Source organism: Cyanobium sp. HWJ4-Hawea (assembly GCF_024345815.1).
In the GTDB taxonomy this organism is placed as follows: domain Bacteria; phylum Cyanobacteriota; class Cyanobacteriia; order PCC-6307; family Cyanobiaceae; genus Cyanobium_A.
Genome location: NZ_JAGQBV010000011.1, coordinates 1 through 23,664, shown reverse-complemented (window position 1 = coordinate 23,664; position 23,664 = coordinate 1). Strand labels below are relative to the sequence as shown.

The 23,664-nt window shown below is 61.0% G+C and carries 24 protein-coding genes, 1 tRNA gene, 1 other RNA gene and 1 riboswitch; of the genes, 10 read left to right on the top strand and 16 right to left on the bottom strand.

The features are described from left to right. Nucleotides 1-9: 9 nt before the first annotated feature. Nucleotides 10-113: riboswitch (TPP riboswitch) on the top strand. 42 nt (nucleotides 114-155) lie between these two features. Continuing rightward, nucleotides 156-1,541 (top strand): phosphomethylpyrimidine synthase ThiC, encoded by a 1,386-nt coding sequence (gene thiC, locus KBY58_RS04055; protein WP_255003064.1) that lies wholly within the window; start codon nucleotides 156-158, stop codon nucleotides 1,539-1,541. Between the two features lie 389 nt (nucleotides 1,542-1,930). Here thiC and KBY58_RS04050 read toward each other — a convergent pair whose 3' ends face one another. The 6 genes from KBY58_RS04050 to acpP all read right to left on the bottom strand — a co-directional run bounded on the left by KBY58_RS04050 (nucleotide 1,931) and on the right by acpP (nucleotide 8,362). Further along, entirely contained in the window at nucleotides 1,931-3,547 is a 1,617-nt protein-coding gene (locus KBY58_RS04050) for a hypothetical protein (protein WP_255003063.1), read from the bottom strand. Nucleotides 3,548-3,639: 92 nt separating this feature from the next. Continuing rightward, entirely contained in the window at nucleotides 3,640-4,329 is a 690-nt protein-coding gene (locus tag KBY58_RS04045) for a glycosyltransferase family 2 protein (protein WP_255003062.1), read from the bottom strand. Next, nucleotides 4,326-4,817, bottom strand: coding sequence for a GtrA family protein (locus KBY58_RS04040; protein WP_255003060.1), 492 nt, complete (start codon nucleotides 4,815-4,817; stop codon nucleotides 4,326-4,328). The genes KBY58_RS04045 and KBY58_RS04040 overlap by 4 nt, the downstream gene beginning before the upstream one ends. A 4-nt stretch (nucleotides 4,818-4,821) precedes the next feature. Further along, nucleotides 4,822-6,828: a transketolase gene (gene tkt, locus KBY58_RS04035; RefSeq protein WP_255003058.1), complete on the bottom strand. Its 2,007-nt coding sequence runs from the start codon at nucleotides 6,826-6,828 to the stop codon at nucleotides 4,822-4,824. 35 nt (nucleotides 6,829-6,863) lie between these two features. Continuing rightward, nucleotides 6,864-8,111, bottom strand: a complete 1,248-nt coding sequence (gene fabF, locus KBY58_RS04030) for a beta-ketoacyl-ACP synthase II (RefSeq protein ID WP_255003057.1) — start codon at nucleotides 8,109-8,111, stop codon at nucleotides 6,864-6,866. An 8-nt stretch (nucleotides 8,112-8,119) separates the two neighbouring features. Next, nucleotides 8,120-8,362, bottom strand: coding sequence for an acyl carrier protein (gene acpP / locus KBY58_RS04025; RefSeq protein WP_255003056.1), 243 nt, complete (start codon nucleotides 8,360-8,362; stop codon nucleotides 8,120-8,122). Between the two features lie 161 nt (nucleotides 8,363-8,523). On the opposite strand from acpP, the gene psaC reads away from it, so the two are divergent. After that, on the top strand, nucleotides 8,524-8,769 hold the full coding sequence (psaC, locus tag KBY58_RS04020; protein WP_007099573.1) for a photosystem I iron-sulfur center protein PsaC: 246 nt from the start codon (nucleotides 8,524-8,526) through the stop codon (nucleotides 8,767-8,769). Nucleotides 8,770-8,856: 87 nt separating this feature from the next. Then, on the top strand, nucleotides 8,857-10,773 hold the full coding sequence (gene glmS / locus KBY58_RS04015; RefSeq protein WP_255003055.1) for a glutamine--fructose-6-phosphate transaminase (isomerizing): 1,917 nt from the start codon (nucleotides 8,857-8,859) through the stop codon (nucleotides 10,771-10,773). Here glmS and KBY58_RS04010 read toward each other — a convergent pair. Together KBY58_RS04010 and rimM are read right to left on the bottom strand one after the other, a co-directional pair. Continuing rightward, nucleotides 10,760-12,217 carry a mannose-1-phosphate guanylyltransferase/mannose-6-phosphate isomerase gene (locus KBY58_RS04010; RefSeq protein WP_255003053.1) on the bottom strand — a complete coding sequence of 486 codons (1,458 nt, stop codon included), beginning with the start codon at nucleotides 12,215-12,217 and terminating at the stop codon, nucleotides 10,760-10,762. The two genes, glmS and KBY58_RS04010, sit on opposite strands and share 14 nt — an antisense overlap. Nucleotides 12,218-12,262: 45 nt before the next feature. Further along, on the bottom strand, nucleotides 12,263-12,802 hold the full coding sequence (rimM, locus tag KBY58_RS04005) for a ribosome maturation factor RimM (RefSeq protein WP_254934478.1): 540 nt from the start codon (nucleotides 12,800-12,802) through the stop codon (nucleotides 12,263-12,265). Between the two features lie 52 nt (nucleotides 12,803-12,854). On the opposite strand from rimM, the gene KBY58_RS04000 reads away from it, so the two are divergent. Further along, a complete protein-coding gene (locus tag KBY58_RS04000) occupies nucleotides 12,855-13,034 on the top strand; it encodes an NAD(P)H dehydrogenase subunit NdhS (protein WP_254934479.1) in 180 nt (59 codons plus the stop codon). Here the strand turns inward: KBY58_RS04000 and rnc are convergent. Together rnc and rnpB are read right to left on the bottom strand one after the other, a co-directional pair. Next, nucleotides 13,012-13,779: a ribonuclease III gene (rnc, locus tag KBY58_RS03995; RefSeq protein ID WP_255003051.1), complete on the bottom strand. Its 768-nt coding sequence runs from the start codon at nucleotides 13,777-13,779 to the stop codon at nucleotides 13,012-13,014. The genes KBY58_RS04000 and rnc overlap by 23 nt on opposite strands. Before the next feature lie 7 nt (nucleotides 13,780-13,786). Continuing rightward, nucleotides 13,787-14,201, bottom strand: an RNA gene (rnpB, locus tag KBY58_RS03990) — RNase P RNA component class A. A 34-nt stretch (nucleotides 14,202-14,235) separates the two neighbouring features. Here rnpB and KBY58_RS03985 point away from each other — a divergent pair. Beyond that, a tRNA-Arg gene (locus KBY58_RS03985) sits at nucleotides 14,236-14,309 on the top strand. Between the two features lie 381 nt (nucleotides 14,310-14,690). Here the strand turns inward: KBY58_RS03985 and KBY58_RS03980 are convergent. Both KBY58_RS03980 and KBY58_RS03975 read right to left on the bottom strand, forming a co-directional pair. Then, entirely contained in the window at nucleotides 14,691-15,083 is a 393-nt protein-coding gene (locus KBY58_RS03980) for a type II toxin-antitoxin system PemK/MazF family toxin (protein WP_255003049.1), read from the bottom strand. After that, on the bottom strand, nucleotides 15,080-15,352 hold the full coding sequence (locus KBY58_RS03975; protein ID WP_255003047.1) for a hypothetical protein: 273 nt from the start codon (nucleotides 15,350-15,352) through the stop codon (nucleotides 15,080-15,082). Before KBY58_RS03975 ends, KBY58_RS03980 begins: the two co-directional genes overlap by 4 nt. Nucleotides 15,353-16,129: 777 nt before the next feature. Here KBY58_RS03975 and KBY58_RS03970 point away from each other — a divergent pair. Together KBY58_RS03970 and KBY58_RS03965 are read left to right on the top strand one after the other, a co-directional pair. After that, nucleotides 16,130-16,474 carry a hypothetical protein gene (locus KBY58_RS03970; protein WP_254934481.1) on the top strand — a complete coding sequence of 115 codons (345 nt, stop codon included), beginning with the start codon at nucleotides 16,130-16,132 and terminating at the stop codon, nucleotides 16,472-16,474. A gap of 36 nt (nucleotides 16,475-16,510) precedes the next feature. Continuing rightward, entirely contained in the window at nucleotides 16,511-17,032 is a 522-nt protein-coding gene (locus tag KBY58_RS03965; protein WP_254934482.1) for a hypothetical protein, read from the top strand. Here the strand turns inward: KBY58_RS03965 and KBY58_RS03960 are convergent. Both KBY58_RS03960 and KBY58_RS03955 read right to left on the bottom strand, forming a co-directional pair. Then, nucleotides 17,029-19,545, bottom strand: coding sequence for a glycogen/starch/alpha-glucan phosphorylase (locus KBY58_RS03960; protein ID WP_255003045.1), 2,517 nt, complete (start codon nucleotides 19,543-19,545; stop codon nucleotides 17,029-17,031). The genes KBY58_RS03965 and KBY58_RS03960 overlap by 4 nt on opposite strands. After that, nucleotides 19,545-19,685: a hypothetical protein gene (locus KBY58_RS03955; protein WP_255003043.1), complete on the bottom strand. Its 141-nt coding sequence runs from the start codon at nucleotides 19,683-19,685 to the stop codon at nucleotides 19,545-19,547. The genes KBY58_RS03960 and KBY58_RS03955 overlap by 1 nt, the downstream gene beginning before the upstream one ends. 73 nt (nucleotides 19,686-19,758) lie before the next feature. On the opposite strand from KBY58_RS03955, the gene KBY58_RS03950 reads away from it, so the two are divergent. After that, nucleotides 19,759-20,313 carry a methyltransferase family protein gene (locus KBY58_RS03950; RefSeq protein WP_255003041.1) on the top strand — a complete coding sequence of 185 codons (555 nt, stop codon included), beginning with the start codon at nucleotides 19,759-19,761 and terminating at the stop codon, nucleotides 20,311-20,313. Here the strand turns inward: KBY58_RS03950 and KBY58_RS03945 are convergent. Then, nucleotides 20,273-20,620, bottom strand: a complete 348-nt coding sequence (locus KBY58_RS03945) for a hypothetical protein (protein WP_396099729.1) — start codon at nucleotides 20,618-20,620, stop codon at nucleotides 20,273-20,275. The genes KBY58_RS03950 and KBY58_RS03945 overlap by 41 nt on opposite strands. A gap of 16 nt (nucleotides 20,621-20,636) precedes the next feature. Between KBY58_RS03945 and KBY58_RS03940 the strand changes: the two genes are divergently transcribed. After that, the gene (locus KBY58_RS03940; protein ID WP_409995712.1) at nucleotides 20,637-21,590 is read left to right on the top strand and encodes an alpha/beta fold hydrolase; all 954 of its coding nucleotides are present in this window, start codon (nucleotides 20,637-20,639) and stop codon (nucleotides 21,588-21,590) included. On the opposite strand, the gene KBY58_RS03935 is transcribed toward KBY58_RS03940, so the two are convergent. After that, nucleotides 21,520-22,734 (bottom strand): FAD-binding oxidoreductase, encoded by a 1,215-nt coding sequence (locus KBY58_RS03935; RefSeq protein WP_255003037.1) that lies wholly within the window; start codon nucleotides 22,732-22,734, stop codon nucleotides 21,520-21,522. The genes KBY58_RS03940 and KBY58_RS03935 overlap by 71 nt on opposite strands. Before the next feature lie 17 nt (nucleotides 22,735-22,751). Here KBY58_RS03935 and KBY58_RS03930 point away from each other — a divergent pair. Then, a partial coding sequence (locus KBY58_RS03930; RefSeq protein ID WP_255003035.1) for a four-carbon acid sugar kinase family protein occupies nucleotides 22,752-23,664 on the top strand: 913 nt, incomplete at its 3' end.

Below are 23,664 nucleotides of genomic sequence, written 5' to 3'. Positions count from 1 at the left end.
CTAGGTTGGGGTAGTCACTAGGGGTGCCCGGCGAATTTTCGCCTTGGGCTGAGATCACACCCTCCGAACCTGATCCGGGTAATGCCGGCGCAGGGAAGTGGATCAGGAATGTGAAGACATCTCAGGCTGCGCCCCGCCTTTTTTGTAGCCCTGTCATGCGTAGCGCCTGGATTGAGAAGCGTCGCGGCCAAGCCAATGTCTCCCAGATGCACTACGCCCGTAAGGGGGTGGTCACTGAGGAAATGGCCTTTGTGGCCAAGCTGGAAAACCTGCCCGAATCCCTGGTGATGGAGGAGGTGGCCCGGGGCCGGATGATCATCCCGGCCAACATCAACCACCCCAACCTGGAGCCGATGGCGATCGGCATTGCCAGTAGGTGCAAGGTCAACGCCAACATCGGCGCCTCGCCCAACGCTTCCGATTTGGATGAGGAGGTGTCCAAGCTGCGCCTGGCGGTGAAATATGGCGCCGACACGGTGATGGACCTCTCCACCGGCGGCGTCAACCTCGATGAGGTGCGCACGGCGATCATCAATGCCTCGCCGGTACCTATCGGCACAGTGCCCGTCTATCAGGCCCTCGAGAGCGTGCATGGCTCGATCGAGAAGCTCGATGCCGATGACTTCCTGCACATCATCGAAAAGCACTGCCAGCAGGGGGTCGACTACCAGACAATCCACGCCGGCCTGCTGATCGAGCACCTACCCCTGGTCAAGGGTCGCCTCACCGGCATCGTCAGCCGCGGCGGTGGCATCCTGGCCCAGTGGATGCTGTATCACCACAAACAAAACCCCCTGTTCACCCATTTCGATGACATCATCGAAATCTTCAAGCGCTACGACTGCAGCTTCTCTCTTGGCGATTCGCTGCGGCCCGGTTGCCAGCACGACGCCTCCGATGCCGCCCAGCTGGCTGAGCTCAAAACCCTGGGCCAGCTCACCCGCCGCGCCTGGGAGCACGACATCCAGGTGATGGTGGAGGGTCCGGGCCATGTGCCGATGGATCAGATCGAGTTCAACGTCAAGAAGCAGATGGAGGAGTGCAGCGAGGCCCCCTTCTATGTGCTCGGCCCCCTTGTCACCGACATTGCCCCCGGCTACGACCACATCACTAGCGCCATCGGCGCGGCCATGGCCGGCTGGTACGGCACGGCCATGCTTTGCTACGTGACCCCCAAGGAGCACCTGGGTCTGCCCAATGCCGAAGACGTCCGCGAGGGTCTGATCGCCTACAAGATCGCCGCCCACGCCGCAGACATTGCCCGCCACCGCCCGGGCGCTCGCGACCGCGACGACGAACTGAGCCGGGCCCGCTACGCCTTCGACTGGAACAAGCAGTTTGATCTGTCGCTAGATCCCGAACGGGCTCGGGAATACCACGACGAAACCCTGCCGGCCGATATCTATAAGCAGGCCGAGTTCTGTTCGATGTGCGGCCCTAAGCACTGCCCGATGCAAACCAAGATCACCGATGAGGATCTGGCAGGGCTGGAGCAGGTGTTGGCGAAGCAAAAACTAATTAGAGAGCCATCTGCTCTCTAATTAGTTTCTGCTTATTCCATACTGATCATTTCTGGCCCCTGTCGCTACCACTTAAGATAGTGATTGCGGGCTAGGTGTTGTTTCCGATATTTGTATTGGCATAATCGAATCCCATAAACAATCTTCTCTGGACTTTTAGTGTGCGCACCGGAGTTACTTGATTCGTTTAGCACCCTCTTGGGGCTTCAACTCTTTGCGACATTGCGCAGGATAATTTATTGCTTAAAATCTCGGATTTAATCTGAAGATTGATTAATTTTTTGTATTGACTGCCTTGAATGTTGGCCAGGGTCACCATTGGCTTTTCACAATAAGCCCAGTAACTGTCTGTTTAAAAAAATAAGCCCAGTGACCATCAAGGCTCCAACCGATTTGGAGATTCCCCAAGTCTAAGATGATTCGTAACGCATCTCTGTTGAACGCATTTCTCCATAAATTAAATAAGTTATTGGTTTTCCTTCTACATTCTGTTCCCAATCTCTAAAGTTGCCGGAGATGCTTTGGATCTTGTCTTTCAAGAAACTTTCGCAATTGCTAATTCCTTGACCCTCGGATAGGCATATAAAGGTAAATCCTTCTCCCTTTCTAATGTGATCGTCAAGAATGTCTTCTCTCTGTCTGGAAATAGGATCAAATCTCGAGCGATCTGTGATTACTCCTATATCATATCCTTCGCTTAAGCCCAAGGCTTTAAATGGCCAGCTAAGCCAATAGCTACCCCCTATAAATGTATTGTCAGTAACCTGAACGCTATTTAATAAATCCCTGTATGCTGGTTGTACTCGGGAAAATTCTTTATATGTCAATAAACTTGGGGCAATTGGCCTAAATGAGCTGATTAAAATGGCGACAATGCAGCTTGTTAATGCCATGTACGTGCCAACATTTCTGATTCCTCGTGCCGAATGGATGTTGCTACTCAGCATAGAGTTGACCAGCAATAAGGAAAATATAAAATTTATGATTCTGCACAGCCCAATAATTATCACTAAATAGACAGGAAAAATATACCTTAGACTGTAGTCATTAAGGCGATACCATTCCGAAGAGAGAATGGGTATCAGTGTTAGCAAGTTAACAATTGCGGCGCAAGCAATGGCATCGTATAAGGGAATACTTGCTACGGTCTCGGCAGTTTGTTTTGGCGACAAAACTTCCTCAGTCAGTATATTGTAGATAAAATCACTCAATCGGCTTAGGCACGTGTAAAGACAAGTAAGAAATCCAAGCGCTGCAGCGCACATTGCAAAGTAATTTCTATCAAAAGATTCAATTAAGCGCTCTACTGTTATTCTTAGTGCGGGAGTGAAGTATGAAATATTAACCCCTAATGTGGTTCTAGTAATATCGTAACTTTGAGAGTAAAAATATTTTGAAATGACTGCAACTAAAAAGGCTGAAAAAAGGATAGCTAACCATCGCAGATTAGTGATACCATCGCGATCTTGAAAAGCTGATAAATGCAACTTTGGGTAAGTTATTGACCTAGGCAATAGCAGGCCCAGGCCAAATAATAGAGTCAAAGGATTCAATAGAAGTGAAACTATTGCTATGACAGTGCAAATTGCAATTTGCTTCTTCCAATTTTCAGGCCTGGTCAATCTTGAGTCTATCCAGAAAGCTGCGATCATGAATACAGTTGATGCTGCATAAGGCTGTGCGTGCTTGGCAAATGTAAATAGCTCAGATGTAGGCATGATGTAATTCAATACTATAAGTGTTGCCATTAGTGTGCCTATAGTTTTGATTCTATTGCCGTCTATTGACTGCTGTATTATAAGGATCAAGGCAGAGAAAAAAGCCGCATGAAAAAAAGTATTAAGGTACAGGTTCCATTCGATATTCCTGAAGGGTAGTAGCATCATGGGTATTAACGAAAACAGCCTGTCCTGCCCCCAATAGTACAAAGTCGGATTCTTCAGAGAGGCTAACGTGGATACAATGATGTCTGCATCCATTCGTGCAGGGTCAACCGCTGAGACAATATAGAGAGCTCCCAGCAGCATGCTTATTAGAAGCCAAATACACTCTTTGGCTGAGAGTTGCGCCCTTGGAGTTAGGCTTTTTGCGTTCAACGTTGTAGTCTCTCTTCTCTGCATCAGCCTTTGGTTAGGTTGTATTTGAAAATGCAGTAGATAGCTCTAAAGCCATCCCGCCATCCAATTTTCTTGCCTTCGTCATATGTTCGTCCGTAGTAAGAAATGCCAACCTCGTATATTCTTAAATTCATCTTGGCAATCTTTGCTGTCACCTCTGGTTCAAATCCAAAGCGATTCTCGCGAATGTTGATTGATTGAATCACCTCGCGGCTGAAGGCTTTATAACATGTTTCCATGTCTGAAAGATTTAAGTCCGTGAATAAATTGCTCAGCAGCGTTAAGAAACCGTTCCCGACTCGGTGCCAGAAATAGACCACCCTGTGCGGTCTCCCGCCCTGAAAGCGGCTGCCGAAGACCACATCTGCTTTCCCATCCAGAATTGGTTGGATTACTATCGGAAACTCCTGTGGATCGTATTCCAGGTCTGCATCTTGAACAATACAGATATCACCTGTCGCGGCTGCAAATCCTGTACGCAAAGCTGCTCCTTTCCCCATGTTATGGGCGTGAAGGATAACTCGGACTTCCGAGTCTTCAATTGTGGCAAGAATTTCTCTGGTTCCATCTGTTGAGCCGTCATCAACAATTATGATCTCGCGTTCGCTAATGGGCGATTTCTTTACGGCGTCAATGAGCGCAAGGATTGTTATTGATTCGTTGTAGCAGGGGACGATAATGCTAAGTTTCATTTTTTGAAGACCCAGTATTTTTGCACTAAAAAGGATGGCACGGCTAAGAACGGTATAATTGCGGCTGCCATGATGCTCTTTTTTATTGTTAAAGCTATCCCTATTTTGATGCCAACTGTGTTTAGTCCCCACATCGCTGACATTAGGATTAAGTATCGAATTATCGGGCGGTGGCGTCCTAGGCCTTTTGTCTTGAAAACCACTCTTCCGTATATTAGGTATCCCAACGTCGTATTGATTATCTGACTTGTTAGGGTTGCCATGGTGATTGTCACTTGATTGCTTGCAAGCAACGCCTGTAGTACTCCATTGGTGATCAGGACGTTCAACGCGCCGGCAATGCCAAAGCGGCGTTTTTGGCCTTGCTGCTTTATTGGGCCATTGTTTCTATTCTTTATAAAATAAAATCTCCTGAGCCTTGTGGCAGCAGGAGATTTAGATAGCTGATAGCCCTCTTTAGCTTGGTGATCAGCAGATTCGACCGGCATTGCTTCAGCCCAGGGCTTTCGCCTTGGCCACCACGTTTTCGACGGTGAAGCCGAACTTCTCGAGCAGTAGGGGGCCTGGGGCAGAGGCACCAAAGCGATCGATCGAGACGGTGTCGCCATCGAAGCCGGTGTACTTGTGCCAGCCAAAGGAGCTGGAGGCTTCCACCACCAGGCGCTTGCGGCAGGCGGCGGGCAGCACGCTTTCGCGGTAAGCGGCATCCTGCTCTTCAAACAGCTCAACGCAGGGCATCGAAACCACCCGCACGTTTTTACCTTCGGCGCGCAGTTGGGTTGCTGCCTTGGTGCAGAGCTCCAGCTCCGTGCCTGAGCCGATCAGGATCAGGTCGGGGCTGCCGTTGCTGTCTTCCAGGATGTAACCGCCTTTGGCCACATGGGCTGCCTTGGAGTTGGCCTGGTTGGCCATTGCCTGGCGGCTGAGGAACATCACCGTGGGCCGCTTGCGGTTGGTGATTGCCACCTGGTAAGCGCCGCTGGTTTCGTTGCCATCACCTGGGCGGATCACCAGCATGTTGGGGATCGCCCGCAGGCTGGCCAGGGTTTCGATCGGCTGGTGGGTCGGGCCGTCCTCACCCAGGCCAATCGAGTCGTGGGTGAGCACATAGATCACACCCAATTCGCTGAGGGCGGAAAGACGCATGGCGCCCACCATGTAGCCAGCGAACACGGCGAAGGTGCCGCCGTAGGGGATCAGGCCGCTGCCGTGATAGGCGATGCCGTTCATGATCGCCGCCATGGCGTGCTCGCGCACCCCGAAGTGCAGGTAGCGATTGGCCTCGGATCCCTTCTGGAAGCCCTTCTCCCCCTTGATGTCGGTCAAGTTGGAGTGGGTGAGGTCGGCGGAACCGCCGATCAATTCCGGCAGGCCAGGGCCAAAAGCGTTTAGGCAGTTGTAGGAGTGCTGGCGGGTGGCCAGTCCCTTGTCATCGGCGCCATAGCTGGGCAGGCTGGCGTCCCAGTTGGCGGGCAATTCGCCCCGCAGTTGGCGTTCGAATTCAGCAGCTTCGGCCGCATATTGGCTGCGGTAATCAGCGAGTGTTTGGTTCCACTCGGATTCAAGGGCTGCGCCGCGGTTAATCGCTTGACGCCAGTGGTCGTAGGCCTCCTGGGGTACTTCAAAGTCGCCGTAGTTCCAGTCAAGGGCCTTACGGGTTAGGGCTGCTTCCTCAGCACCGAGGGCGGCGCCGTGGACGCCGGCGGTGTTGGCTTTGTTGGGGGAGCCGTAGCCGATGGTGGTGGTCACCTTGATCATCGAGGGCCGATCGGTGACGGCCTTGGCTTCCTCGATTGCTTTGGCAATGGCGGCCACATCGGTGTTGCCATCCTTCACGTGGATGGTGTGCCAGCCGTAGGCGTCATAGCGCTTGAGCACATCCTCTGTGAAGGAAACGTTGGTGTTTCCGTCGATGGTGATGTGGTTGTCGTCGTAGAGGGCGATCAGCTTGCCCAGGCCCAGGTGGCCGGCCAGGGAGGCGGCCTCACTGGAAACACCCTCCTGATGGCAGCCGTCACCCATGATCACGAAGGTGTGGTGATCGACGAGCTTGAGGCCAGGCTTGTTGAATTTTGCGGCCAGGTGGGCCTCCGCCAGGGCCAGGCCCACGGCGTTGGAGATGCCCTGCCCGAGGGGGCCTGTGGTTACTTCGACGCCCGCGGTTTCAAATGTTTCCGGGTGGCCTGGGGTGGCCGATCCCCACTGGCGGAACTGCTTGATGTCCTCGATCGAGACGGAGTCGTAGCCGCTCAGGTGCAGCAGGGCGTAGAGCAACATGCAGCCGTGGCCGGCCGAGAGCACGAAGCGGTCGCGGTTGAACCACTTGGGGTTCTTGGGGTTGTGCTGAAGAACCTTGTCCCAGAGGGCAAATGCCATGGGTGCGCAACCCATGGGCAGCCCCGGGTGCCCCGAATTCGACTTGTTGACGGCGTCGATCGCCAGAAAGCGAATGCTGTTGACGCAGAGCGACTCAACAGAGGTGGATGGGGCAGCAACCATGGGACGACGGGGTTAGGGGGAAGGAGTGGCTTGGCTTACGCCATGCGGCGGAAGGCCAGGCAGACGTTGTGGCCACCAAAACCAAAGGAATTGGAGAGCACCACGTTTAGTTTGTGTTCCCGGGCCTGGTTGGGAACGACATCCAGATCACAGTTGGGATCGGGATTTTGGTAATTGATGGTAGGCGGCACAAGGCCGTGCTCCATCGCCAGAACGGCAGCAACCGCCTCAATGCCGCCACTGCCACCGAGAAGGTGGCCGGTCATTGACTTGGTGGAACTCACCGGGATTTGGTAAGCCCGCTCGCCCAGGGCGCTTTTGATCGCCGAGCTCTCGTTGCTGTCGTTGGCCTGGGTGCTGGTGCCATGGGCGTTGACGTAGTCGACGTCCTTGGCTTCCAAGCCAGCGTCCTGGATGGCCAGGCGCATTGCTTCAGCCCCACCCACGCCGCCGGGGGAGGGGGAGGTGATGTGGTGGGCATCGCAGGTCATGCCATAACCCACCACCTCAGCGAGCACCTGGGCGCCTCGGGCCTGGGCGTGCTCCAGGCTTTCGAGCACCACAATTCCAGCGCCCTCACCGATCACAAAGCCATTGCGCTCCGCATCGAAGGGGCGGCTGGCCGTGGCGGGGTCGTCGTTGCGGAAGGAAAGGGCCTTGGCACTGGCAAACCCAGCCACGCCCAAGGGCGTGATCGCCGATTCGGCGCCCCCGCAGACCATTACATCGGCGTAACCCATCTGGATCAGCCGGAAGGCGTCGCCGATGGCGTTGGAGCCGGCGGCGCAGGCGGTGGCCACGGCGCTGCTGGGACCCTTGGCCCCCAGGGCAATGGCGGCCAGGCCCGTGGCCATGTTGGGGATCATCATCGGCACGCAGAACGGGCTGACCCGATCGGGCCCCCGTTCGCTCATCACCTGGGCCTGGGTTTCCATCATCAACAGCCCACCCACGCCCGAGCCGATGGCCGTACCTACCCGGTGCTGGTTGCTCTCATCAATGGTGAGGCCCGCGTGGGCAATGGCCTGCTTGGCCGCCACCACCCCGAACTGGCAGAAGCGATCCCAGCGCTTTGCTTCCTTGGGTTCAAGCCAACCCGAGGGATCAAAACCCTTCACTTCGGCGGCGAAGCGACAGGCGTGCCGGGAGGCGTCGAACAGGGTGATCCCTGCCACGCCATTGCGGCCCGTGCTCAACCCTTCCCAGTAGCTGGAAACGTCGTTGCCAATTGGTGTGACCGCGCCCAGGCCAGTGACGACGACGCGGTGGAGACCCTGCACCATGGAGCGGCTCAGGCCTGCTTTTCCTGGATGAACTTGACGGCGTCACCAACGGTGGTGATGCCTTCAGCAGCTTCGTCGGGGATTTCGATGTCGAAAGCCTCTTCCAGGGCCATCACCAGCTCGACGGTGTCGAGGGAGTCGGCGCCGAGATCGTTTTGGAAGTTGGATTCCGACTTCACCTCGCCTGCATCAACGCTGAGCTGCTCGGCCACGATCGAGCGCACTTTCTCGAAGATCGCTTCCTGGGACATGGTCGCTGTGAGAGTCGACGCACTCTACGGGTCGTTCTGTCCAGTTCACCCCGGCGTATGAACAAGGGTGACGGCCTCAGCTGGGCCGCAGATAGAAGGTGCGCGCTCTCGGTAATTTGAGACCCTCGCCGTCTGTTCCCGGCAACTCCGTACCGAGGCACATGTCCCACGCCGTCAAGATCTACGACACCTGCATCGGCTGCACCCAGTGCGTTCGTGCTTGCCCCCTAGACGTGCTCGAAATGGTGCCCTGGGACGGCTGTAAGGCGGGCCAGATCGCCTCTTCGCCCCGCACCGAAGACTGTGTGGGCTGCAAGCGCTGCGAAACCGCCTGCCCCACCGACTTCCTCAGCATTCGCGTCTACCTCGGCGACGAGACCAGCCGCTCGATGGGTCTCGCCTATTAATTCGGGCCATCTGGCGAACTCAACGCCAAGCTCCCATAAGCTCAAGCCCGGCCTAAGTGCCGGGCTTTTTTGTAGATATACCCCCCTATGTGCGGCATCGTTGCCCTAATTGGTTCGCGGGAGGCGGCCCCCCAGTTGCTGGAGGGCCTGCGCCAGCTGGAATATCGGGGCTACGACTCCGCGGGCATCGCCACCATTGACTTGCAAGCCGGCAGCAACGCCGGCCAGCTCCATTGCCTCAAGGCCGAAGGCAAGCTCGTAAACCTCACGGCCCGCTTCGAGGCCCATGGGGCCCCCGGCCACTGCGGCATTGGCCATACCCGCTGGGCCACCCACGGCAAACCAGAAGAGCGCAATGCCCATCCCCACCTAGATGGCAGCGGCCAGTTGGCGGTGGTGCAGAACGGAATCATCGAGAACCACCGCAGCCTCAGGGAAGAACTGCAGGCAGAGGGGGTGGTTTTTCTCTCCGAGACCGACACCGAGGTGATTCCCCATCTCCTGGCCCGCCAGCTGGCCCGGCTCCAGGGCGGCGACGGGCTGGCAGCCGGCAGGGTTGGCGGCGGCAGCCTGCTATTGCAGGCGGTGCAGGAGGTGTTGCCCCTGCTGCATGGGGCCTATGCCCTGGCGGTGGTCTGGGCTGGGGCCCCGGGGGCCCTGGTGGTGGCCCGCAGGGCGGCGCCGCTGCTGATTGGCCTTGGCGAGGGTGAATTTCTATGTGCCAGCGACACCCCCGCCCTGGCGGGTTTCACCCGCACAATCCTGCCGATGGAGGACGGCGAGGTGGCCCTGCTGACGCCCTTGGGGATTGAGCTCTACGACGCCGCAGGCGAGCGGGTGCAGCGCAGCCCCAGCCTGCTCAGCGGCACCGAGCACGTGGCCGACAAGCGCAGTTTCCGCCACTTCATGCTCAAGGAGATCCACGAGCAGCCCGAAACGGCGGCACTTTGGGTGGCCCGCCATCTGCCAGAAGACGCCCTGGTGGCCCTTCCGCTGGATGAGTCGGTTTACGAGGGGGTGGAGCGCATCCAGATCCTGGCCTGCGGCACCAGTCGCCATGCGGCCCAGGTGGGGGCCTACCTGCTGGAGCAGCTGGCCGGCATCCCCACCAGCGTGTTTTACGCCAGTGAATTTCGCTATTCGCCGCCGCCGCTGGCGCCCCACACCCTCACGATCGGGGTAACCCAATCGGGAGAAACGGCCGACACCCTGGCTGCCTTGGCCATGGAGCAGGAGCGCCGCCAGCGGGCGGCAGATCCCGCCTTTGCCCCCAGGTTCCTGGGGATCACCAACCGCCCCGAGAGCTCCCTGGGCCGGCTGGTGCCCCACATCCTCGATATCGGTGCGGGCATTGAGGTGGGTGTGGCCGCCACCAAAACCTTCCTGGGCCAACTGTTGGCCTTCTACGCCCTGGCCCTGGCTTTTGCCGAGCGGCGCCAAGGGCAAGACCCAGCCAGGCTTGGGCAACTCCATTCCCTGGTGGCCCAGCTGCGCCTGATCCCCCAGCAGCTCGAGCAACTGGTGCAGGATTGCGATCGCCGCTGCGCCCAGCTGGCCCACCAATTTGAGGGCACTCAGGATGTGATCTTCCTGGGGCGGGGTATCAACTTCCCGATTGCCCTGGAAGGGGCCCTAAAGCTCAAGGAAATCAGCTACATCCACGCCGAGGGATATCCCGCCGGTGAGATGAAGCATGGTCCGATCGCCCTGCTCGATGCCAAGGTGCCGGTGGTGTCGATTGCGGTGCCAGGCACTGTCTTCGACAAGGTGCTCAGCAACGCCCAGGAGGCCAAGGCCCGTGATGCCCGTTTGATTGGTGTGGCTCCCGTTGGCCCAGACACCGATTTGTTTGATGAGCTGCTGCCGGTGCCGGTGGTGGATGAGCTCTTGAGCCCCCTGCTGACGGTGATTCCAATGCAGCTGCTGAGTTATCACATCGCTGCCCATCGGGGCCTGGATGTGGATCAACCCCGCAACCTGGCCAAGAGCGTCACCGTGGAGTAGGCACTGGGTCGGTGCGGCCGTAGCGATCCTCAAAGCGCACGATGTCGTCTTCGCCCAGGTAGGGGCCGCTCTGCACCTCGATCAGCTGCACGGGGATTTGGCCGGGGTTTGAGAGCCGGTGCTTGCAGCCCAGGGGGATGTAGGTGCTCTGGTTTTCACCCACCAGCTCCTGGGAGCCATCCTTTTCCACCACCGCCGTGCCCTTGACCACGATCCAGTGCTCCGCCCGGTGGTGGTGCATCTGCAGCGACAGGCTGGCGCCCGGTTTTACCTCTATTTTTTTCACCTGCCAGCGTTCACCTTCGGTGACGCCGTCGTAGTGGCCCCAGGGCCGGTAGATGCGGCGATGGGCCTTGCTTTCCGGTGCCCCGCTGCGCTCCAGCTGCCCGACGATCCCCTTGATCTCCTGGGCCCGATCGCGGTGGGCGACCAGCACCACGTCGTCGGTTTCGACCACCACCAGATCCTCCACGCCCAGGCCTACCACCAGCCGGTGTTCGCTGCGCAGGTAGCAGTTGCGGCTGCCTTCGCTGATTACCCGGCCCCGCAGCACGTTGCCCTCGCCGTCCTGGTCGGCGGTTTCCCAGAGGGCACTCCAGCTGCCCACATCACTCCAACCGGCGGCCAGGGGCAGCACGGCCCCGAGTTGGGTCTGCTCCATCACGGCCACGTCGATGGCGATGTTGGGGCAGTTGGCGAAGGCTTCCCGCTCCAGCCTTAGAAATTCCAGGTCCGCCGAATCGTTGGCGATGGCGCCCCGACAGGCGCCCACCACCTCGGGTACCAGGCGTTCCAGCTCCGCCAGGATGGTGCTGGCCTTAAACAGGAACATGCCGCTGTTCCAGGTGAAGCGACCGCTGGCCAAAAACTGCTCGGCCGTGGCGCGGTCGGGTTTTTCCACGAACCGTGCAATCGGTATGGGGGCCTGGTCGCCCGAGCCGGTCGGGAGGGGTTCGGTCGCCTCGATGTAGCCATAGCCCGTTTCCGGGGCAGTCGGCACGATGCCAAAGGTCACCAGTTGGCCGTTTTCTGCGGCAGCCATGCCGGCGGCCACGGTGCGGCGGAATTGGGCGGCATCGCGGATCACGTGGTCTGCGGCCAGGATCAAAAGCAGTGGGTCCTCGCCCCAGGCCGTGGCCTGCAGTGCTGCCACCGCCACGGCCGGTGCGGTGTTACGACCAATCGGTTCGAGCAGGATCGCCGCCGGTTCCACGTCGATCTGGCGCATTTGCTCGGCCACGATGAAGCGGTGGTCTTCGTTGCAGATCAGCAGCGGCGGCGCCAGGCCCGCGAGGCCCTTAAGCCGCAGCTGGGTTTGCTGGAGCAGGGTTTCATCCCCGGCGCCAGCTAGGGGCCAATACTGCTTGGGATAGCTGGCCCTAGACAGGGGCCACAGCCGGGTGCCGGTGCCACCGCAGAGGATTACGGGTACCAGGGTGCTCACGGCGGCCGGTTGCTGGAGGCAGCACCATTCAAACGGTTCTTGGGCCTAGAGCTCCAGCAAGCCAGGCGGTGGAGTGATTGCCACCCAGCCGGCCTTGATCTCCACCTGGGGCACGATCGCCTCCACAAAGGGCACCAGGATTTTGCGCACGCCCAGGTCGATTTCCAGCAGATCGTTGCCGGCGTGGATCAGGTCGCTGATGGTGCCAATTTTTTCTCCCTCGAGCCGCACCTCAAGCCCCACCAGATCGAGCAGGTGAAATTCCCCCTCGGCCAGCTGGGGGCGATCGTTGGCGGGCACCAGGAGCTGCTCCCCCACCAGGGCTTCAGCGGCTTCGCGGCTCTCCACCCCGGCCAATCGCACCACAAAAAGCTCCTTGCCCGGCAGCTGTCTGCCGCTGATTAGCTCGATGCTGCGCGGGGGATCCTGGCGGCGTTGCAACCAGCGTTGACCCGCCTCGGTGAAGCGCTGGGAAAAATCGCTCAGGGGCAAAATGCGCAGCTCACCCTTGAGCCCCTGGGCCGCCACCAGCTTGCCCACCACCATCAACTCTTCGTTCAAGTCGGCACTTTGACCGTTTTCCATCGCCAGCCGGCCTTGGTTAAGTCGATAATGGCAACACGTCCCCTTGGCTTCCATGGCCGCTCTGCCGATCCTTCCCGGTTCCACGGTGGTGGTGCGTGATGGCCGCTCGATTTACAACGGCTACAAGGGCTTTGTGCAGCGGATCAGCGGCAGCCGGGCCGCGGTGCTGTTTGAGGGTGGCAACTGGGACAAGCTGGTGACCCTGCCGCTCAAGACCCTCGAGCAGGCCTGAGCCCAGGGCCGGCTTTGCGGATCGATGCGATGGCCACCCGGGCCGCGTCCTGTTCGGCGGCGCGCCTAGAGGGCCCGGATCCCTCGCCCCTTTGCTCGCCATTGATCGCCACCGTGCAGCGAAACCGTTTGGGATCGGCATGCACCTGGCTTTGTTCGCTGCAGCTGTAGCTGGGCAAACCTGCGGCCTGGGCCTGGCTCCATTCCTGTAGGGCCGATTTCCAGTTGTGTAGGTCGGGATCGGCCAGGAGCTCCCGGCTTGCTGCCTGCCAGTGGGGCGTGAGCCATTGGTGCACGGGTTGTAGCCCGCCACCCTCCCTGCCGCCCCAGGCCTCATAGAGGGCACCGATCAGGGCTTCTGCACACTCGGCCCGCACGGTGGCTTTACCCGCCAGGTCGCCGCTGGCCATCGGCCCCAGCTGCAGCACCGCATCAATGCCGCAGCGCTCCCCCAGCTCGGCCAGCCAGCGGTCACTGACCAGTTGGGCCCGTAGGGCTGAGCAGCGACCCACGCTCAGCTCGCCATGCTGCTGCTGCAGAAAATCCGAGGCCGCCAGCCGCAGCACCGCATCGCCTAAAAATTCCAACCGCTCGTGGTTTTGGACCCTGCCGGTGGAGCTGTGGGTAAGGGCCTCCTCCACCGGCGCCAGGGCCTGCTCCGCAGCGCCGGGCCCGCCAGGGGCGAGGGGATCGACCCCAAGCGTCTGCAGAAAGGCAACCAGTTGCTGGCGTCGATCTGGGTTCATTTAAGGGGGTGAAAGCAGGACATAAGCCGGGTTCTGTTCACCTTGGTCCGTGGCAAAAGCCTTGCACCTTGGGGGTGATCATCTGTCTAGGACCACCGTTGCCGGTGGCCTCAAGCGGCGCACTTTTGTCGGGACTGGTTCCATGGCCAACCGTTGTCCCTGGGCCTTGCTCCTAGCCGGGGTTTACCTAGCCAGCACCTCTCGATGCTGCTGGTGCGCTCTTACCGCACCCTTGCACCCTTACCTGTGCCACGGGTAAACCCGGGCCATCGGCGGTGTGTTTCTGTGGCACTCTCCTCACGGTCACCCGCACTGGGCGTTACCCAGCAAGCCTGGCCATTGGGGAGCCCGGACTTTCCTCAATCAAGTGTGGCTGGGCCCAAGGGCCTGCCCGCCTTGATCGCGACCACCTCGCCTGCTTTCACATCCCATAATGCCCCTGCGGGTTTTCCGCGGGGGGCTGTAGCTCAGCCGGATAGAGCGACGGTTTCCTAAACCGTAGGTCGTGGGTTCGAGTCCCGCCAGCCCCGTCTTTCATAAACCCAGTCTTGGCTAGGTTTTTCTGGGAAGCAAGGGCTAAAAAGGTCGCTTCAGCCGGGCTCTGGCGTTAGGCAAAAAATTAGGCAAATTGGCCCGAATCGACCATGATTAGGCAAATCTGGTGCCCCCGTCCGATCCCTGGCTCGCCCGCCAGAACGCTGCTCTGAAGCTGAAAGGCCACGGGGTCACCCTTGATGTGTCGGGTGGTCGGGTACGCCTGCGGGCAACCTGAACTTCTTTATCGCAGCAGGGGTGGGCACCTGAGGTGGCCTGAGCGGGTCATGGCAACTTTGTCCAGGCGCATGCCGTCGTCTCCCAAGAAGGGCTGGCTCAGGGTGTGTGGAGCTTTCCCCCTATTGCCGACGGGAGTCTCAGGTGAGGGCGCCGATCATCAGCACGATCAGCTGGCGCAGTTTCTGCAGCTGCGCCTCGGTGATTTGGGAGTCAGTCACCTCTTTGATGCGCGTCTTGGCAACGCACGTGAGGTTCTGAGGCACCAAGTAGCTCACCTTTTTGCAGCCATTGGTCGCTGTGGGCTGCAGAACTACCGTCAGATCTGCCATCACCAGTTCGCGGTCACCGGTCATCGGTACAACCAGAACCGTGGGGTAGGAGGGATCAAAAAGTTCTGTGTCCTGCACCATCACTGCTGGCCTAAGCCTGTTGGGCTCAGGGGGGTGGGGATCCATAGCTGGATCATCGGGATCCTTGCGCCAGTCAACGGTGACGATCTGACCTGCCTTGAGCTCCAAGACTGCGATCAACGGTTCTGCTGCTCAGGGGTGGTCCAGTCGTCGATGAATGCTTGGGCTGCCAGATCGGTCTGGATATGAACAGCCACCTTCTTGCTTTGGGTCCTGATGCGCGCCCGTAGGGCATCCATGGCGCTCACGGAGCTACTCACCTGGATCACGCTCCGGTCACGTCCCTGGCGGCGGCGGACGGAAAAGGCTGTATCTGCTTTAGGAGTGGCTTGATCGGCTGGTGTCATGGCCGGTTCGTTAACCGCCAACCCCAGCGGTCTTGAGTTCAAGAGTAATTGGAGATCAAGATTCTGGCTCCCACCCTTCCACCGGCAGAGCCACCACTCTTACGGCGCAGGCTTGTACGGTCTCGGGCCATCGCTCCAGACTGATCCTCAGCAGCAGGGGCACTTCCTCGGCGGAGCAGCCGCTCTGCATCAACTTTCGGCTGCGGGCATGCAGTTCCCGCCAGCGGCCAGGGATCCCGAGCGGGAACCCCTTGTCACGCAGGTAGTGGCCGATCTCGCCGTTGATGAACGGGCGGGCAAAGGCGAAGAAATGCCCGGGGCGTGGCCTGGGTCGTAGCGGCGGGCCGCCTTCCGCAGACCAATAGCAGCTCCCTGCTGAAGATCGTCGCGAGGGATCGGCGTTCGGGCGGAGTAGTGCCCGGCCCCCGATAAGCGAATTCCAGGTGCTCCAGAACCAGGGCTTCCGCATCGTCATGAGTGCAGTTGGGTGTCAGCGTGTGCGGGGAACTCGGGGCACGGCCGGCAAGACCTGTCTGGACAAGTTGTCCGAGTGCTTGGGGTGATGGCTAGTCATGGAGATTGGACGCAGAGGTTTAGTGGGAGAACAGCAGCGGCCGCGGCGGCTCACTCCGGCCTCGACCCCGCCCCAAAAGTCTTTGTGACGTCTGCAGCTCACTCGGTTTCCTAAACCGTAGGTCGTGGGTTCGAGTCCCGCCAGCCCCGTAATCCCCCTGCCAGCAACTCGGTAGCCGCCGCTACAGGTGGTGGCTTGGCCATTTCGGCCACCGCCGCTAGCGTATGGGGAATCGTTTCACTGCGATGACCCAGCTCCACGATCTGCGCCTGCGTTTGCTGGTGCAACAGGAAAGTGAGCGGATTGCCGATAGCCAGCCCGATGAGCTCGATCTCTCGGTGGTGCAGGCCCGTTGCCTCTGTTGGTTGGCGTTGCTGGCTGAGGCCCACGAAGAACAGGCCACCGATGCTGAAAAGCGCGGGGATGTGGAACAGGCCATGGGTTGGTTTGCCGATTCGATGCGGTTGCGCGACGTGATCAACGTGGTCACCACCATCGAGATTCCCCTGCCCGCAGCCAGTGATTTGACCGATGACCTAGGCGATGCCTATGGCGACAACTTCCTTGATGACGGACCCCTGGCCGCCTGAATGCCATGATGGTCCTTCAAAGGACTAGGGACTGCGGTGCCAGAAGAGCCCTGCCAATGCCCTGATTGCCAACGGTTTTATCGGGAACACGACCGATTGATCCGTGAAAATCCCACCCTGCGCCAGCAGCAGGAGCTCAATTGGGCTGCCTTGCAATCTTTTCGCACCCTGGCGGGCCGGGTGATGGAAGAGCTGCAGAAACGCGAAGAGCTCCAAAAGCAAGACGAGAAGCAGGAAGAGCTAAATAAAGATCAGGAGGGTGCGGCCAACCTGGCCCCGGCCCCGAGGGCGATCGCTGCAGAGAGCCATCAAGCCAGCTCTGAATCGGCTGAAGATGGGCCCGACCAGCTCCAGCAGGCCATGGCTGACCTGGAAAACATCAATGCCCACCTGTTTTCGATCGAGGCCCTGATGGAGCGCATCTTTGATGTGCGGGTGCCCGAGGAAGTGGAGCAGGCCTTCCGGGAGTTGGCCGGTGAACTGGCCCCCGATCCGCTCAATGCGGACCGGCTGCGCTTGAACCGCCTGCTGCACCAAACCCCGGACCTGCCGAACTAGTCGAGTTCGCAGGTGATCGTGACCGGGTAGCTCTCGGCCTTCCAAATCCGCTTGGCGTAATCCTTGATCGAGCGATCGGAGGAGAAAAAGCCTGTGCGGGCAGTATTCAACAACGACATCCGGTTCCAGTGGGGCCGGTTAAGCCAGGCCTGGTCCACTTCCCCCTGGGCGCGCAGGTAGTCGTTGAAATCAGTCAACACAAAGAAGGGATCGCTGCCGGTGAGGTTTTGCAGCAGCGGCCGGAATAGGTCGCTGTCGCCATGGCTGAAGTGGCCCTGCTCGATCAGCCGCAGGATCTCGGTGAGCTCGGGCATGCTGCCAATTAGCTCCCAGGGGCGGTAGCCGGCACTGCCCAGGGCGGCAATTTCCTCTGCGGTTTTGCCAAACAGGAAGAAGTTTTCAGCTCCCACCTGCTCACGAATTTCCACGTTGGCGCCATCGAGGGTGCCGATGGTGAGCGCCCCATTCATGGCAAATTTCATGTTGCCGGTGCCGGAGGCCTCCTTGCCGGCGGTGGATATCTGCTCCGAAAGATCGGAGGCGGGATAGACCCTTTCCCCCAACTTGACGTTGTAATCCGCCAGGAAGATCACCTTCAGCCGCCCCTCCATCTCGGGGTCGGCATTGATCGTTTCGGCGATGCCGTTGATCAGGCGAATAATCAGCTTGGCCATGGCGTAACCCGGGGCGGCCTTGCCGCCAAAGATCACGGTGCGGGGGGCGGCGTCGCCGGCGGTGCCGTTCTTGATGCGCAGGTAGTGGGCAATCACCTGCAGGGCATTGAGGTGCTGGCGCTTGTATTCGTGGATCCGCTTTACCTGCACGTCGAAGAGCGAGGCCGGATCCACCAAAACTCCGTTGTGGCGATGGATGTAGTTGCTGAGATGGGTCTTAACCGCCAGCTTGGTGGCGCCCCAACGCTCCAGGAAGGCGCTGTCTTCGCTGAAGCGCTCCAGGCCCTTGAGCTGGTCGAGGTCGTTGACCCAGCCATCGCCGATGGCCTCGTTGAGCAGGGCCGAGAGCTGGGGGTTGGCCAGGGCGATCCAGCGCCTGGGGGTGACCCCATTGGTCACATTGGTGAATTTCTCCGGCCAGAGGGCCGCAAATTCGGGGAACAGCTCACTTTTGACCAGGTCGCTGTGGAGGGCGGCCACGCCGTTGACGTGGTGCGAGGCCACCGTGGCCAGATGGGCCATGCGCACGGCCTTGGTGCCGTCCTCATCAATGATCGAAACCTTGCGCAGGATCGCCTCATTGGCGGGGTACTTGAGCCGAACCTGTTGGAGGAAGCGGTTGTTGATCTCGTAGATCAGCTCCAGGTGCCTCGGCAGCAGGGAGCCAAACAGGGGCAGGCCCCACTTCTCTAGGGCTTCCGGCAGCAGGGTGTGGTTGGTGTAGGCCAGGGAGCGGCTGGTGATGTCCCAGGCCGCATCCCACTCGAGGTGCTTGTCGTCGATCAGCAGCCGCATCAGCTCGGCCACCGCAATCGAGGGGTGGGTGTCGTTCAGCTGGACCGCCCAGTGGTCGGGAAAATCGGTGATTGGGATGCCCCGGGCATCGAGGTTGCGGATCATGTCCTGCAGGGAGCAGGAAACGAAGAAGTGCTGCTGCTTCAGGCGCAGGCGACGGCCCTCATCGGTGCCATCGTTGGGATACAGCACCTTCGAGAGGGTTTCCGAACCCACCTTCTCTTCGACGGCGCCGTAGTAGTCGCCGCTGTTGAAGGCATAGAAGTCAAACGACTCGGTGGCATCGGCCCGCCACAGCCGCAGCCGGTCGCAGGTATTCACCCGATACCCCAGGACGGGCACGTCGTGGGGGATGCCAATCGCATGCTCTTCAGGGATCCAGCGCACCCGGTAGGCGCCCTGCTCGTCTTTGTAGCTTTCGGAGCGGCCGCCAAAGCCCACAAAGCAGGCCTGGTCTGGGTGGGGGATTTCCCAGGGCCATCCACCCTTGAGCCATTTGTCGGTGATTTCAACCTGCCAGCCGTCACGAATTAGCTGGTCGAAGATGCCGAATTCGTAGCGAATTCCGTAGCCGGTAGCAGGGATTTCCAGGGATGCCAGGGATTCGAGGAAGCAGGCCGCCAGCCGCCCGAGGCCGCCATTGCCCAGGCCCGGCTCCTCTTCTACGTCGAGGATGTCGTTGATGTCGTCGATGCCAAAACGGCGCAGGGCCTCTGCCGCCTCCTCTTGGATGCCCAGCATCAGCAGGTTGTTGCCCAGCTGGGGACCGATCAGGAATTCGGCCGATAGGTAGGCCACCACGCGGGTGGGGGTGGCGCTGAGCGCTTCGATACCCGCCAGATAGCGGGTCATCAGCCGGTCGCGCACCGCGAAGCTGAGGGCCATGTAGAGGTCATGGCGGCTGGCGGTGGGGGCCAGTTTCCCGAGGGTGAAAAAGAGGTGTTCGGTCATGCCGTCGAACACGTCTTCCGCAGCGAGGCCGCTGCGGTCAGGGTCGGCGAAGCAGCCCGGGGTGGGCAGGCGCAGGTTGCGTGGTGTGGTCATCAGGCTGAAAGCTCCCAGCGCCAGCGGTCGATTTGATTGTTCATCGCCGGCTCAGCTGGGAAGACATGGGTCAGGCGTCGAATGTGCCACGGGTAGCCATGGAAATTGCGGATCAAAGGCCCTTTGGTGGTGAACAGCACATCAAAATTGCCTGGGGGCGATCCTGCTCAGACTGCTGCTTTCTCAGGCTGGCGCTTTCCGGCCAGCTCAGCGATGCCGAACAAAAAGGATGGCTGCGCCCCTAACTGGCGCACTGTCTGGGGCTTCACCTGGGCCGGCTGGTTCGACAACCGCCATGGCGAGTGGTGGCTGCTGGCCCAGTTGGGCCTAATCACGGCGCACCTGCTGCCCCCCTGGCCTGCCCCGGGAGCCTTTGGCTATGCCTGGCCCCTGCCGCTGGCCCTCGGCGGAGCTGGGCTGTTCCTGGTGGGCCTAACCCTGGCGGCCCAGGCGTTCTTCGGTCTCGGAGCCAGCCTGACCCCCCTGCCCGATCCGATCCCGGGCGCCCCTCTGGTGATCAGCGGTGCCTATGGCCGCTGCCGCCATCCCCTCTATCAAGCGGTGCTGTTGTGCTCGCTGGGGGTGGCCATGGCCCTGGGCAGCCTTTTGCATCTGGGCTTGTTGCTGGGTCTGGCGGCCGTGCTGGGTGGCAAGGCGCGCCGGGAGGAGCGGGCCCTGGCGGCGGTTCACCCCAGCTATCTGGATTACCGCCGACGCACGCCGGCCATTATTCCCCACCTTCCCTGGCTCGACTGGCGAGTGCTGTGAACAACCCCCAGCCGGCGGCGATCAGGCCGAGGCTGCTGGCCCAGTCGGGGCCAAGGGCCCAGCTCAGGGCGAGGTCGGCCAGCACCCCGATGGTGAGGGCTAGCAGCAGGCTGCTGATCACCAGCACCACCTGCTGGACCGCCTCCGGCAGGGAGCCTGCCGCCAACACTTCCTCCAGGCGGGCAAGGGGGACGCTCAAGGGCAGATAGAGCGCCAGGGCCCAGAGGGCGATCCCCGGCAGGAAGGGGATCCAGTCCGGGCTGGTGAGGGGCAATGGTGCGCTGCGGATCTCCCTAGCATCAACCACCCTGGCGACCTACGTGGTGGCTCCTGTGTCGAATCCGCAGCCCTGGAGCTACGCCGGCCATCCCGTCTATGCCGTGACGGCGGCACCTGCCCAGCCCGAGGGCCCGGCGATCCTGCTGGTGCATGGCTTTGGCGCCTCCACCGACCATTGGCGCCACAACATCCCAGTGTTGGCCGAGCGCCATGAGGTGCACGCCATCGACCTACTGGGCTTTGGCCGCAGCGCCAAGCCGGCGGAGCTCAGCTACGGCGGAGCGCTCTGGCGCGACCAACTTTGCGCCTATGTGGCTGAACAGATCGGCCGGCCCACGGTGCTGGTGGGCAATTCCCTGGGGGGCTTTGCCGCCCTGGCAGCTGGGGCAGCCCTGGCGGAGCAGTCGGCCGGGGTGGTGCTGGTGAATGCGGCGGGCCCCTTCAGCGACGAGAAGGCGCCGCCCAAGGGCTGGGGGGCGATTGCCCGCCAAACAATTGGTGGGGCTCTGCTGAAAAGCCCGGTGCTGCAAAGGCTGCTATTTGAAAACCTGCGCCGCCCCGCCACGATTCGCCGCACCCTCAACCAGGTTTATATCGACAAAACCAACGTCGACGATGCCCTGGTGGAGGCGATTCGTCTGCCATCACTGGATCCGGGCGCCTTTGGCGTGTTCCGCACCGTGTTTGATATTCCCCAGGGCCAGCCCCTCGATGAATTGTTTGCCGAGCTGCGCTCGCCCCTGTTGTTGCTTTGGGGGATCCGTGACCCCTGGATCAATGCGGTGGGCCGGCGTTCGGTATTCCAGCGCCATGCCCCTGAGGGCACCAAGGAGGTGGTGCTGGAGGCGGGCCACTGTCCCCATGATGAGGTGCCAGAGCAGGTCAATGCCGCCCTGCTCGACTGGCTGGCGGGGCTGCCTGGCCTGCCTAGGGCAGTGGCTGAACCCCAGGCAGGCGGCCCCGGGCCAGCTGTTGCTTTGGATCGAACTGGCGCTTGATCGCTTCGACCATGGGCCGCGCCGGGGTATCCAGCCAGGCTGGAATCCTGCTGGTGGGCGGTTGCTTAAGCACGTTGAGGTAACCCCCCAGCTCCGTGCAGAGCCGCCGCAGGGCCTCCACCCGGTAGGCCGGCATGGCCGTAGCCGAATGCTTGTCGCACCAGGCATAACCCAGGCCACTGCCTGCCCCCAGCACCAGCGAAAACCCCTCCAGGCTCGGGGATGCCAGCAGGGCGCGGGCCTCGCTGGATCGCAGCCCCAGCCGCAACAGCCAACCGGCCCCGGCACTAGCCCCTCGCGCCTCTTCTCCGCGCCCTTCAACCCCACGCCCATCAGCCTCCAGCTCGGCCAGGGCTTCGGCCTCCAGGGGGGTGCTCGCCAGGCCCATCGCCGCTGTTTTCTCCTGCAGGCAAAGCAGTTGTTCGTTGAGGGTTTGGCGGCTAATGCTGGCCAGGCTCACCACCAGGCCCAGGGGGCCAGGGGCGGGCCGCCACCAATCAATTCGCTCCGGGCTCAGGCTGGAGTTGAGCAGCCAGCGGCCCAGTTCGGCCAGGGGAGTTAGGTCGCCCTGGATCCAGAGGCCCAGGCGCCCGGGCGGAATCGGCAGGGTGCGCAGGTTCAGTTCGGTAATCAGGCCCAGCGACCCCCAACTGCCGGCCAGCAGTCGCATCAGGTCGTAGCCGGCCACGTTTTTGACCACCTTGCCGCCGGCCTTGGCCTCGACCCCATCGGCGCGGATCAGGCTGATGCCGATTAGTTGGTCGCGGATGCCCAGGTAGCGCTGGCGATAGCCCCCCGCCAGACCCCGGGCCACCAGGCCGCCGATGCTGCCACTGGATGCGCCGGTTGTTTTGGTGAGATCACTTGGCCCGCTGCCCCAGGGCATATCTATGGCCAACCATTGCCGGTGCTGGGCCAGGGCCGCCTGCACCTCCAGCAGGGGTGTGCCGGCCCGCACCCGCACGGTGAAATCGCCGGGGCTGTGCTCGATCACCCCATTGAGCTCCCTGCAGCTCAGCACCAACTCCATCGGGCTAGGGGGTCCCCAGTCGAGGCGGCTACCCAGGCCAGAAGGCAGCCAGGGGGTGCCCTGCTGATGCAGCGTGCGCACCAGCTCCTGTAGTTCCCTGGGCTGAGGGGTCATCACGGCACGATGGTGCCATGGCCGCCCCCATCAAGATTGTCGTCTTAGACGACGACCCCACCGGCTCCCAGACGGTGCACAGTTGCCCCCTGCTGCTGCGCTGGGATGCCGCCAGCCTGCGCCGGGGTTTGGCCCATCCTTCGCCCCTGCTGTTTTTGCTGGCCAATACCCGGGCCCTCGATCCAGGCGATGCCCGCCAGCGGATCCGGGAAATTTGCCGCGCCCTGAAGCCGGAGTTGGCGGCTGGATTGGCCAACGGAACCTTTGAACGCTGCTGGATCGTCAGCCGCGGTGATTCGACCCTGCGGGGCCATTTCCCCCTGGAGGCCGAGGTGTTGGCCGAGGAATTAGCAGCCGAACTGGGGCCCTTCGATGCCAGCTTTCTGGCCCCGGCCTTTTTGCCCGGTGGCCGCACCACGGCGGGAGGGGTTCACTATCTGCACGGCCAACCGGTGCACAGCAGCGCCTTCGCCCAGGACCGGCTGTTTGGCTACGGCACCAGCTTCCTGCCGGATTGGATCAGGGAAAAAACCGGCGGCCGGGCGGGCCCGGTTCAGTTGCTCAGCAGCCAACTGCTGGAGGGTTCAAAGGACAGCCTGATCAGCCACCTGGCCGGGCTGGCAGGTAACCCCTGGGTGGTGCTGGATGCGGAGCGGCCGCAGCACCTGGAGGCCTTTGGAGCTGCGGTGCGGGAGCTCACGGCTCCAACTGCAGCAGAGCGTTGGGGCCGGCCGCGGCGGTTCCTCTATCAATCGGCCGCCAGCCTGATCAACGGCCTGCTGGAGCTGCCGGAGCCGCCGTTCGATGCCAGGGGTTTGGCGGCCCTGCGCCGCCGGGATTTAGGGGGCAATTTCCTGCCGGGGTTGGTGGTGGTGGGCTCCCATGTGCCCCTGGCCGATGCCCAGCTGGAGCACCTGCTGGCCAGTGGCA

Coding starts and splice junctions, on each gene's coding strand:
- KBY58_RS04045 (WP_255003062.1), bottom strand. CDS start 4,329: ATGAAACTTAGCATTATCGTCCCCTGCTACAACGAATCAATAACAATC.
- KBY58_RS03960 (WP_255003045.1), bottom strand. CDS start 19,545: ATGACCACACCACGCAACCTGCGCCTGCCCACCCCGGGCTGCTTCGCC.
- KBY58_RS04040 (WP_255003060.1), bottom strand. CDS start 4,817: ATGCCGGTCGAATCTGCTGATCACCAAGCTAAAGAGGGCTATCAGCTA.
- rnc (WP_255003051.1), bottom strand. CDS start 13,779: ATGAACCCAGATCGACGCCAGCAACTGGTTGCCTTTCTGCAGACGCTT.
- fabF (WP_255003057.1), bottom strand. CDS start 8,111: ATGGTGCAGGGTCTCCACCGCGTCGTCGTCACTGGCCTGGGCGCGGTC.
- rimM (WP_254934478.1), bottom strand. CDS start 12,802: ATGGAAAACGGTCAAAGTGCCGACTTGAACGAAGAGTTGATGGTGGTG.
- KBY58_RS03935 (WP_255003037.1), bottom strand. CDS start 22,734: ATGACCCCTCAGCCCAGGGAACTACAGGAGCTGGTGCGCACGCTGCAT.
- KBY58_RS03970 (WP_254934481.1), top strand. CDS start 16,130: ATGACCCAGCTCCACGATCTGCGCCTGCGTTTGCTGGTGCAACAGGAA.
- psaC (WP_007099573.1), top strand. CDS start 8,524: ATGTCCCACGCCGTCAAGATCTACGACACCTGCATCGGCTGCACCCAG.
- acpP (WP_255003056.1), bottom strand. CDS start 8,362: ATGTCCCAGGAAGCGATCTTCGAGAAAGTGCGCTCGATCGTGGCCGAG.
- thiC (WP_255003064.1), top strand. CDS start 156: ATGCGTAGCGCCTGGATTGAGAAGCGTCGCGGCCAAGCCAATGTCTCC.
- KBY58_RS04000 (WP_254934479.1), top strand. CDS start 12,855: ATGGCCGCTCTGCCGATCCTTCCCGGTTCCACGGTGGTGGTGCGTGAT.
- glmS (WP_255003055.1), top strand. CDS start 8,857: ATGTGCGGCATCGTTGCCCTAATTGGTTCGCGGGAGGCGGCCCCCCAG.
- tkt (WP_255003058.1), bottom strand. CDS start 6,828: ATGGTTGCTGCCCCATCCACCTCTGTTGAGTCGCTCTGCGTCAACAGC.
- KBY58_RS03950 (WP_255003041.1), top strand. CDS start 19,759: ATGCCGAACAAAAAGGATGGCTGCGCCCCTAACTGGCGCACTGTCTGG.
- KBY58_RS04050 (WP_255003063.1), bottom strand. CDS start 3,547: ATGCTGCTGGGAGCTCTCTATATTGTCTCAGCGGTTGACCCTGCACGA.